The sequence below is a fragment of the Klebsiella sp. HMSC25G12 genome, assembly GCF_001807705.1.
Taxonomy (GTDB): Bacteria; Pseudomonadota; Gammaproteobacteria; order Enterobacterales; family Enterobacteriaceae; genus Klebsiella; species Klebsiella variicola.
Map to the genome: position 1 here is coordinate 32653 of NZ_KV789914.1, position 11144 is coordinate 43796.

Below are 11144 nucleotides of genomic sequence, written 5' to 3' on the forward strand. Positions count from 1 at the left end.
TTGCGGGCCTGCCCCTCGTCGTGTGATGGTCCGCCATAGTGCAGACGCCGCACGTTTAGGGTGCGGTTCCACGTTTTGTCGTTCCGCTATTCGACGCCCTATATGCCAGCAGAAAAGGGGGGCGCGGATTTTCAGTGATAGTTCCCGGTAACTTAGCGCCGATCGGCGTAACTGAAAGAGGGTGTATTAGCTCGTTGGCATGATAGTTGCTGTCTGCGGAAACGTTTCTGTCGTTTTGGCGGAATACCCGGCGCGAGGTGAATGATGATGAATAGCATGCAGTCTGCGGGCAGTCTCCACTATTCAACCGTTGGCGTTACCGAGTCGCGCCGCTTCGAGTACTGGAACGACGTAGTGTTACGCCACTGTATTCCAGCCGCCAGCGCCCCTCTGGCTGGGGTCGACTTTGATGCACGGCTGACGGTACGTGGAGTGGGTCTGGTGGATATGTGTTCACTGTCCGCGCCGCTACACAGCTGGGATCGCACGGCACGTTATTTGCGCCAGGGCCCCGACGACGATCTGTGGTTGGGGTATATGCAGGATGGATACGGTCAGCTTGAACAGGGGGGACGCAAGGCGACGCTGGCAGCGGACAGTCTGGTGCTCTACGATGCCGCCCAGACATTCCGCTTCAGTCTTGGCGGGCGCGATAATCATCTGGTGCGGATCCCCCGCCATTTGCTGAGCTGTCATTTACCTGGGGTCGAACACCTCACCGCGATGGTGCTCGACGACCGCCGCCCGGGCGTGATCCCATTGCGCGAAATGCTGCGTCAGGCGGCAGCGATGCCCGCCTGTCTGAACACAGCGGATATCTCCGGCCGCTTCTCCCAGACGTTGCTGGATCTACTGGTACTGAGCCTGGAGCTACAGGACCTGAACAACGTTGGTGTTGAGCGCGATCTGTATTCCCGGATGATGAACTACATCCGGCGGCAACTTGTCGATCCCGATTTGAACATCGAAAGCCTGGCACGGGCGCACCACGTTTCCGTTCGCACCGTCACGCGTGCTTTCGCCCGCCATAAAAAAACGCCGATGGCAGTGATTTGGCAGGAGAGGCTGCAGGCGAGCCGAGAGGCTATCGAACGCGGACGAGTCAGTAGCGTGTCCCAGGCGGCGCTGGATTTCGGCTTCTCTGATTTCTCTCATTTCAGCCATGCCTTCCGCAAAGCCTTCGGCATTTCTCCTCGCTCTCTGCTGCCGAAGAAGCAGTAAACTCGCCTGAGGACGTCATTCTCAGGTGTAACAACAGGCTAAACGATGCCGGTAAAACGGTCAGTGTAACCAGCGTGGCAACCAGTAGTCCCCCGATAATCGCATAGGCCATCGGTCCCCAGAATACCTGATGAGAGATGGGGATCATTCCCAGAATGGCGGCACAGGCAGTCAGGCAGATGGGGCGCGCACGATGCTCTGCGGCCGCAATAATAGCGGCATCGCTTGCCATTCCCTGAGCAAGATTGCTGTCAACCTCGCTAATCAGTATGACGGCGTTACGAATGATCATGCCAGCGAGCGCAATCACGCCAAGAAGAGCGACAAATCCCATTGGTGTTCCGCCAGGCAACATAGCCAGCACGATACCCGGTAAACCAAACGGGGCCATCAGTATAGCCAACGCCATACGGGAATAGTTGCGCAACTGGAGCATCAACAGCAAGAGCATGATGACCAGTGTCACCGGCAGAATCGCATAGACCGAACTATTACCTTTTTCAGACTCAGCAACCGCGCCCCCTTCTTCAATGCTGTAGCCTTCAGGCAGTTCCGCGCGCAACCTGTCTACCGCAGGTCGCAACGCTGCGGATACTGCTTCGGCGCGAAGTCCCGGGGCGAGGTCAGTTTGCACGGTGATGAAAGGCAAACGCTGTCGACGCCAGATAACCGGATCATCCACGCCCCAGACTGGCGTGGCAAAGGCGCTGAGGGGGATTTGTTTACCGTCATTCCCCTGAATAGTCAGCGAAGAGAAGGTGGCAAGGTTAAGACGCTCATTGTCCCTGGCCCGGAGCACCACATCGACAAGGCGGTCATTATCGCGAACCGACGTGACTATACTGCCGGACCAGACGGTATTGAGCATCCGGGCCAGACTTTCTGACGACACGCCCGCAGCCCGGGCTGCGGTCTGATTGACCTTGAGGGTAATGACTCTCTCCGGTTCGCCTGCCGTCTGATTAACCTCGCGAGAGGAGGGGGACCGGCCAATGACATCGCTCAGGCGGTTCGCGATCGACCTGACCTTCAGATAATCTGGCCCACTCACCCGGTATTTGACTGGCCAGCCGACGGGAGGCCCAAGTTCCAGGGGCGATACGCGCGTGATGATGTCGCTAAAGCGCGTAGCCAGTATCCTGTTTAACTGCCGATGAAGACGATCCCGCGCTTTAAGATCTTTAGCCACCACCACCATCTGGGCGATATTTTCATTTGCCAGAAGCACATCCATAGGCAGGTAAAAACGGATCGCTCCCGACCCAACGTATGTCGAAAAGCGCTCAACGTTGCGGTTGCCTGCCAGGGCCTTCTCCAGCTTTTCAGCCGTATTTTGCGTTTCCGACTGCGAGGCATTTGCCGGTAGCGTCAGGCTTACCAGCAATTCTGGCCTGTCGGAGGCGGGGAAAAACTCCCCCTGCATAAAGGTTGTTCCGTAAACGGACAGACCAAGCGCAATGAGAGCAAGACACACGGTGGCGAAGCGGTGACGCAACGCCTTGCGCAGTAGCCACTGGTATCCGCGGGCCATCCGTCCAGGACCTTTCGCCTTCTGTCTGATGTTGTCAGATAACAGCCACGTCCCGGTTAACGGTGAAAACAGGATCGCGACAACCCATGAGCACAGCAGGGCGATGAGCACCACGGCAAACAGGGAAAAGCAATATTCACCGGCGCTGGACGCAGCAAATCCCACGGGAATAAACCCGGCAATCATCACAAGGGTGCCCGTCAGCATCGGAAATGCGGTCGTTTTAAAAGCCCGGGTCGCCGCCTGCCGGCGGGAATCCCCGGCTTCCAGACCAGAGACCATGGTTTCCACGGTGATCATGGCGTCATCGACCAGCAGACCCAGCGCGATAATCAATGCGCCGAGAGAAATACGCTGCAGACCTATTCCTGCCAGCATCATTCCCGTAAAGGTCATGGCCAGAACCAGTGGGATGGCCGCAGCCACTACCAGTCCGGCTCGTAAACCCAGAGAGACAAACGAAACGGCCAGGACGATCGCCACGGCTTCGATAAGCACCCGGATAAACCCGCTTACGGCGTCGCTGACCACCGCTGATTGATCGGCAACCTTGACCATCTCAATACCGTGCGGCAGCGTGACGCTGATGGCCTGCATTTTTGCATTCAGCGCGGCGCCGAAACGCAGCATATTACCGGTCGGCGCCATCGAGATAGCCAGCCCGATGGCGGGTTTGCCGTTGACCCGGTAAACCGGCTGGGGAGGCTCGGCGTTTTCCCGACTAACGGTGGCAATATCCGTCAGAGGAAGGTAACGATCGTTAATATGCAGCGTGACGGCACGTAAGCTCGCTTCAGAAGTCAGTTCCCCGCTGACCTTTATCGCCATATTTTCCTGTCCGGTGCGGATCATACCTGCCGGGACAACCGCATTTTGTGCTCTGAGGGCATCCGCTACCTGCTGGATGTTCAACCCCATACCTGCCAGACGCGCTGGAGAAAAAGAGAGAACTATCTGTTCCTGCTGCTCACCCAGCAGGCTGGTTTTTCCGATATCCGGTAACGACATGAGTTCCCGGCGGATTGTCTCAACACGGTCCCGGACCTCCCGCAGGGTATAGCCCTCAGGTATAAAGCCATAGATCGTACCGTACGTGTCATCAAACTCGTCGTCGACGGCGGGGCCCTGAACGCCTTCTGGCAAAGAGGGGGCAATATCCTGCATTTTCTTACGTACCTGATACCAGATATCCGGCACCTTTTGCGGCGGGGTATCGTCACGAAGATTGACATGAATAACGGAGCTCCCGGCGCGGGTCTCACTTTCGAGATAATCAAGCCAGGGGGTTTCCTGCAGCTTTTTTTCCAGCGTATCGGTCAGCAGTCGGGTGGTATCCGTTACGGATGCCCCGGGCCATTGCGCAGAAACAACGGCCGTTTTAATCGTAAACGCCGGATCTTCGTTACGTGGCAGGTTCTCATAACAGAACGCGCCCATAGCAATGATCAGTAGCATGAAGAAACTGACCATCTGCTGATGATTTAGCGCCCAGGAGGACAGGTTAAATTTCTCATTCAATACGGGTTTCATGATTCGCACTCCCCGGCAATCACCGGCTCGCCGGAGCGTAATTTACTCACGCCGGCGGTAATCACCCGGTCGCCTGGTTCAAGGCCGCCGGAGATAATGACCGAGGTGGCGGTATAGTATGCTGGTACCACCACGCGAAGCTGCGCCTGCGACTGTGGGTTAATCACATAAACCGCCGGTTTGTCGTCGACGCGGCTCAGCGCTGAAGCGGGAAGGGCGTATCCATGCGGACCCGTTGCGGGTAACGTGACGGTGACGCTGGCGCCCAGCGCCATTGCCAGCGGTGGGTTTTGCAGGGTCGCCCTGACGCGCCATGTGCGGGTCTGAGGATCGGCCTGCGGGCTAATATCTCTTACCGCGGCGGACGCTTGCACCGACGGGTCGCTGAGGAGGGAAACTCGCAAGCCAGCCTGTTCCTGTGGCGGGATCGCCTCGGGTTTAGCGATATCAAACACCACATCGAGGGCTTCACCGGTCGCCAGCGTCAACACCGACTGACCACCATTGACCACCTGACCCGCAGAGGCGCTTACTTCGGTGATCACGCCGCTTCGCGGCGCAATCAGACGCGTCCAGCCAAGGCTTTCCCGGGCATTACGCAACGCGGACTCGCTGTTTTTTAAACGCGCGCGGGCGACAAGCCAGTCTGCGCGGGCAGTATCGAGCTGCGTGCGGGCAATCGCGCCTGTTGGCATGAGCTTTTGCATTCGGTTGACGTTAAGTGCAGCAACCTGAGCAGAGGCTTTGGCTCCTTCATAATCAGCCTGTGCGCCATCGAGCTGATTCTGACTGGTTGTATTTTCAAGCGTGGCCAGCAGTTGCCCTGCATTGACCCGATCGCCAATATCGACGCTACGCGTCACTATCCGGCCGCCGGTACGAAAGCTCAGAATCGTTTCATCGTGCGCATGGATCTCTCCGGTTCTTTCCAGCGCGGGAAGGGTTTGCGCTGAGCCAACAACAACGTAGCGCACCGTTCGCACAGGATCAGTCGTATTACCCTGGTTGTCCCCGCATCCGGGCAGCAGAAAAATCACTACCGAAAGAATGGTCAGGGGGAGAAAGTGCAGCCAGGAAAGGGTGCGCGCCACGTCGTACAAATGGTGCAGACTGTGGCGGAGGGAGAGTAAAAATTCATCTGACATAACGCCGCTCCATAAAGGTGATGGCGTTATTAAATGCGTGCTTAGTCGAGAAAGATTCGACGTTTCGTCAAGGTATTATCAAGAACGGCTATTTTCCATCTCAGACGACGTCCAGGGTAACAAAAGGCTGACTGCGAGTCCGCCGGTTTCAGGTAACGACGCGCTGATACTGCCACCATGGGCCTGACAAATCGCGCGAGCGATCGACAAACCGAGACCGCTGCCGCCGGAGTGGCGGGCACGCGACTGCTCCTCCCGGCTAAAACGGTTGAACATTTCCGGCAGGAACTGGGAGGATACCCCCGGGCCGTCATCGCGAAATTCGAGGCAATATTGCCCGCTGGCGTAGTGCAGCGTGACATCAAGATAACCGCCATCACGCCCGTAACGGAGGGCATTTTCCATAAGAATGGTGAAAACCTGGCCCATACGGAACGTATCGCCTTTGAAGGGACACGCCTGAGAATGATGAAGCCTGATTGTAAAACGATGTGCATCAGCCTGGGGCATGATCCATGTCGCCCGTTCTTTAAGCAGCTCATCCAGACGAAAGGGTTCGTTTTCCAGCACCAAATTCCCGGCATCAGACAGCGAGAGCAGATGAAGTTCATCGGTCAGGCGATTCAGGTGCTGAAGCTGTTTCATTACCATTGCCAGTTGTTCCGGGCTGGCATCAAACACACCATCCAGCATGCCCTGCAAACGTCCGATAGCGGCAGTCAGGGGGGAGCGAAGCTCATGCGCCATGGCCACATGAGAGGTACGTAACTCTTTTTCATAGCGGGCCAGTTTCCCCGTCATGGCATTAAAGTCACTGGCAAAGCTGACCATTTCAGCCGGCGCATTCCTGATGAGCTCAGCCTGGCGGCCAAATTGCCCTTCGGCGACGTCCTTTGCCGCATCACGCAGTCGGCTGAACTGCAGCGCCAGTGGCCTGGCGTATCTCAATCCCATCACCACAATAAAAGGGATCATGACCAGGACCAGTAACGCCACGGTGACCCAGTCCGCCGAGGCGATGGATGGGGTTGAATAACTCAACCCCCACCAGGTATCGACGATTTGATGGAAGCGCGCCGGGTTCGCCTGCGGGTTCTGGCTGAGCGCAAGAAACTCTTGTCGGACCGATGCCGGCATTCTGCCTATGTTCCAGTAATTCTGCACCGCATAACGTAGCCACATACAGGTCGCAATGACAATTACGCTTCCGATGGCCAGCGCTAATATACGTGCGCAAATCCAGCGCCACAGGGAGGAGTAGCGGGTTTTTGTCATGGTTGTCTGAACCTGTAGCCTACGCCGCGAACGTTAACCAGCACGCCGGAAATACCCGCCGCCTCGAGTTTTTTACGCAGGTTATAAATATGGGTATCCACCACGCGCTCCAGGGCTTCACTTTCCGGCAAACAGTTCTCCAGTAAATGCTGGCGGGAAAAAGGACGTGAAGGAGAGCGCATAAGCGTGGTCAGTAGTGAAAATTCGGTTGGGGTCAGATCCAACGTGCGCGGTGTGGTGTCCCCGTCGACAATGCTCGCCACGATGGCCGTAACATTCACTTCAAGCGATTGCCAGCGAAGGATCTCTTCCTTTGTTTCTGTTTGATTGCTGCGGCGCAGTACCGCCTGCACCCGAGCCACAACTTCTCCCGGATGGTAAGGCTTAACAACATAATCATCAGCGCCATAGCGCAAGGCGCCAATACGATCGGGAGTATCTCCCATGGCGGTCACCATGATCACCGGAACATCATTTTTACGGCGCAGGCCAGCCAGGACTTCGGTGCCGTTAAGCCCCGGAAGCATCACATCCAGCAGGATCAGATCGGGTTTCCACCGGTGCGCCATATCCAGCCCGGAAAGACCGTCTCCGGTAATGACGACATCGTAATTTTCACGGCGTAAATAGGCTTCGAGCACGCCAGCCGCATCGGCGTCATCTTCAATAATCAGCACTCTTCTGGACAACATCCGTTCACCTTGACCGTTTCTTAACACTATCCCGACGATTCATTGATTTTGCCAAATCATACTGCGCCAACATTTTGTGGCAGCTCCTGCCTCAGGAGAAGCCGGCGTCTGTGAGGAGAACAGTATGATAGCGATAAAAAAAGCCCTGTATATGACCGTACCGCTTTTGACGGCCATGACATCCTGCGTACAAGCAAATGATGACACTTCCTCCGGCACCTTCACCATTGGGCTGGGAGGCCACTACACTCCGCGATATTCAGGTTCAGACAAGCAGGTATGGCAGGTGGTTCCTGTACTTCAGGGGCGTAACGGCGCATTTTTTATTGATACGCAGAAAGGGGTGGGATATGACCTGCAGAACGCCAGCGGCTGGTACTTCGAACATACGCTGGGATACGATCTGGGTAGGGCGGATAAAAACGCCAGCTGGCGGGCAGGGGCAAATAATCTGAAAGGGATGGGAGACATTGACGCCTCCCTGAACACGGCCCTTGCCGTCGGCTGGCAGGCGCTTTCGTGGCTCAGTGTTGAAGGTAAAGCGACGCTGCCTTTAACGGACAGCCAGGGGGTAAGCTACCAGGCATCCTTGACGTTGCTCCCTGTACAAACTGACCATGACACGGTCGCCTTTCAGACGGCGGCCCTGTTTGGCGACAACCGTTACCTGAATACCTGGTATGGGGTGGATCCGCAGCAGAGCCAGCGCTCAGGTTATAGCCGCTATTCAGCACCGGGGGGATTTTATGGCATAGACAACAGTCTGACCTGGAGTCACCAGTTTGATGCCCACTGGGGCACGCTCCTGAGCGCTGACTATACCTGGCTTGGGGAGCATGCAAATGAGAGCCCGATCGTGTTACGACGTAACGAGGCGGCACTGACAGCAGCTGTCATCTGGACATTTTAGGGCGGAGAAAGCGCGGCGTGCGGTTTGTCGGGAAAGGATCACATTGAGAGCGGCAGGTGATGGAAGGAGCCATATCCAAACCACTCTTTCCGAGCCTTCAGATTTTTACATCCATCAGAACCCAGTGCTTTCGACAGTAAAATTTATTCTTTGAGTTTGTCGTGTTGACTTATTCTGTAAAAAGATTACTTTTCATGACATGAAAAAGATACTTATTATTGTACCCGATGGCGGCATGCTGTTTGAATCCGCCGGTATTGCTGACATTTTGATGCAGGCCAACCGCCTGCACCCGGAAGGTGCCCGGGAAATCTGCTACCAGGTCAAGCTAGCGACAACTCAACCGCATCAGGTTATCCATGGTCAGTCCGGTTTAAATCTTCTGGCCGATCATCGCCTGCATGAGATTGACCCGCGTGAACCCCGCGATACCATCATGATTACCGGCAGAGGTCAAAACCCGCAGGAAGGGATGGCGGTGGTTGACTGGCTGCGCCTTGCCGCTCCCCATGCCCGCCGCATAGCCTCCATTTGCGGCGGTGCGATGCTGCTGGCGCAAACCGGACTGCTGGACGGCAGACGGGCCACTACCCACTGGAAACTGCTGGAAACCATGCAGGCGGAATTCCCGCAGGTCCGCGTCGAGGGCGGGCCGCTCTATATTCAGGACGAACATATCTGGACCTCTGGCGGGGTCAGTTCCGGCTTTGATCTTACGCTGGCGCTGGTTGAAGAAGATTACGGCTTCAGCCTGGCGCGCGATATCGCCCAGGACTTCGTCATGTATCTGCGTCGCCCCGGAGGCCAGCTACAGTTTAGCCGCTATAACCTGCAGCAGACCACCTCCCAGGGGCCGATTAACGATCTGCTGGCGTGGTTGCTCGAAAACCTCACCGCCGACCTCAGCGTAGATAAGCTGGCGGAAAAAGTCGCCATGAGTCCGCGAAATTTCACCCGCGTATTTACCCGGGAAACCGGCGCTTCCCCGGCGCGCTACGTCGCGGAAGCCCGCCTGGCCGCCGCACGGCAGCGTTTGGAGCAGACTAACGAGACGCTGGATCGTATCGCCGAGCAAACGGGATTTGGCAGTAGCATTAACCTGCGACGATTGTTTGAAAAACAGCTTAACCTCACTCCAGGTGAATATCGTCAACGATTTCACTGCCGTAAAATGGCGTAAAGTGATCCTTTTTTGTCATTTACGCCAAAACCTATCCGTCCTAATCTGACTCCAGAGATAATAGATAAGGAGTTAATTATGGTAAAGGTCGGTATTAACGGTTTTGGCCGTATCGGACGCAATGTACTGCGCGCAGCACTGGATAATCCGGATATTCAAATTGTGGCAATCAACGATTTGACGGACAGCAAAACGCTGGCGCATCTGCTGAAATATGACTCGCTGCTCGGTAAGCTGGATGCAGAGGTCACCGCTGGTGAAGGGGGGCTTGTTGTTGATGGTAAACCCATTACCGTATTCAGTGAACGCAACCCGGCGAGTATTCCGTGGCGTCAGCGTGAAGTTGACATCGTTATTGAGGCTACAGGATTATTCACTGACCGTGAAAAGGCGGCTGTACATATCCACAGCGGTGGCGCGAAGCGCGTGATTATCTCTGCCCCTGGTAAAAACGATGATTTAACCATTGTGATGGGCGTTAATGAGAGTCTCTACTCCCCGGATAAACACTACGTGATAAGCAACGGAAGCTGCACCACCAATGGTCTTGCACCTGCTGCGCAGGTCCTGCACCAGCATTTCGGTATTAAACATGGTCTGATGAACACCACCCATGCCTACACCAACAGTCAGGCGCTGCACGATCAGCCGGAAAAAGATCTGCGCGGGGCTCGCGCCGCAGCATTGTCGATTGTTCCTTACTCCAGCGGCGCAGCGAAGGCTCTGGGTAAAGTTATTCCTGAGCTGGATGGCCGTTTAACGGGCTACTCGCTACGCGTCCCTGTGCCGGTGGTGTCCATTGTTGACCTGACCGTCACGCTTGAGCGAGATGTGACGGTCGAAGAGGTGAACAATGCTTTTCGCGAAGCCGCCGCAAAGGGACCTTTGAAAGGGATCCTGGGTTATAGCGATGAACCGCTCGTCTCCAGCGATTACCAGGGAGACCCACGCTCGTCGATTATCGACGGCCTATCAACGCTGGTGATTGGCGGTAATATGGTCAAAATTCTGGCGTGGTACGACAATGAATGGGGATTCTCTAATCGTCTCGTTGACCTGGCATTGATGATGGCAAAGCGTGAAAGCTAACCCACTGTGCGTTTTATTCATCTGTAAAAGTATACGCAATTCAGCTGGATGAATAGTGGCCACAAAGGATAACGAGTATCATTCATAGATTAAACATAACAAATCTATTTGACCGCGATATAAAAGCATAAATGCCCGAGAGAGCATTTATGCTTTCGGTGAAGAACGGAGTTGCGATATGTTGTGGCCAGGTGCTCCCTGGTGGTAGCTAATCAACGCAAACTATTAGATACAAGGGAAAGGGCAGTTGCGATAGAACCTGTCAACATGGAATCCGGCTGCGTTGGGCGAAGGTGCTATTTATCTTCAGTACACCATTCAACTTCAGCTGGCGCTTCTGTTTATGGACACGATTGGAACTCGCCATTCGAGTGCGTAAACGATGCTGGCGCCTTTTTGAGAATCACGTCTGTGGCTGATAAAGGCCTGGTTGATACACAGGAGAAGAGGCTGTAGTGGGCGAAGTGATTGTTAAAAGCCATACGACGTTATTGAGTAAGACAATGCATTTAACATAATATACATTATGCGCACTCATATTGTAATGGCTCAATAGTAATGTCCGCCTGTG

The 11144-nt window shown here is 55.2% G+C and carries 8 protein-coding genes; 4 read left to right on the plus strand and 4 right to left on the minus strand.

All coding sequences use genetic code 11. The features are described 5' to 3' along the window. Window positions 1-267: 267 nt before the first annotated feature. Window positions 268-1221 (plus strand): helix-turn-helix domain-containing protein, encoded by a 954-nt coding sequence (locus HMPREF3096_RS23465; RefSeq protein WP_032730996.1) that lies wholly within the window; start codon window positions 268-270, stop codon window positions 1219-1221. Here the strand turns inward: HMPREF3096_RS23465 and HMPREF3096_RS23470 are convergent. The 4 genes from HMPREF3096_RS23470 to HMPREF3096_RS23485 all read right to left on the minus strand — a co-directional run bounded on the left by HMPREF3096_RS23470 (window position 1157) and on the right by HMPREF3096_RS23485 (window position 7394). Continuing rightward, window positions 1157-4282 carry an efflux RND transporter permease subunit gene (locus HMPREF3096_RS23470; protein ID WP_032730362.1) on the minus strand — a complete coding sequence of 1042 codons (3126 nt, stop codon included), beginning with the start codon at window positions 4280-4282 and terminating at the stop codon, window positions 1157-1159. The two genes, HMPREF3096_RS23465 and HMPREF3096_RS23470, sit on opposite strands and share 65 nt — an antisense overlap. Beyond that, the gene (locus HMPREF3096_RS23475; RefSeq protein WP_008804884.1) at window positions 4279-5427 is read right to left on the minus strand and encodes an efflux RND transporter periplasmic adaptor subunit; all 1149 of its coding nucleotides are present in this window, start codon (window positions 5425-5427) and stop codon (window positions 4279-4281) included. The genes HMPREF3096_RS23470 and HMPREF3096_RS23475 overlap by 4 nt, the downstream gene beginning before the upstream one ends. A gap of 78 nt (window positions 5428-5505) precedes the next feature. Beyond that, window positions 5506-6702: a sensor histidine kinase gene (locus HMPREF3096_RS23480; RefSeq protein ID WP_032730364.1), complete on the minus strand. Its 1197-nt coding sequence runs from the start codon at window positions 6700-6702 to the stop codon at window positions 5506-5508. After that, entirely contained in the window at window positions 6699-7394 is a 696-nt protein-coding gene (locus HMPREF3096_RS23485) for a response regulator (protein WP_022064721.1), read from the minus strand. The genes HMPREF3096_RS23480 and HMPREF3096_RS23485 overlap by 4 nt, the downstream gene beginning before the upstream one ends. A gap of 124 nt (window positions 7395-7518) precedes the next feature. Here HMPREF3096_RS23485 and HMPREF3096_RS23490 point away from each other — a divergent pair, with 124 nt between their 5' ends. From HMPREF3096_RS23490 to gap, 3 genes are all read left to right on the plus strand, one after another. Further along, entirely contained in the window at window positions 7519-8304 is a 786-nt protein-coding gene (locus HMPREF3096_RS23490) for a MipA/OmpV family protein (protein WP_012968225.1), read from the plus strand. 199 nt (window positions 8305-8503) lie between these two features. Continuing rightward, window positions 8504-9484: a GlxA family transcriptional regulator gene (locus tag HMPREF3096_RS23495; protein WP_012541721.1), complete on the plus strand. Its 981-nt coding sequence runs from the start codon at window positions 8504-8506 to the stop codon at window positions 9482-9484. A 78-nt stretch (window positions 9485-9562) separates the two neighbouring features. After that, window positions 9563-10573 (plus strand): type I glyceraldehyde-3-phosphate dehydrogenase, encoded by a 1011-nt coding sequence (gap, locus tag HMPREF3096_RS23500; protein WP_032730367.1) that lies wholly within the window; start codon window positions 9563-9565, stop codon window positions 10571-10573. Window positions 10574-11144: the final 571 nt, after the last annotated feature.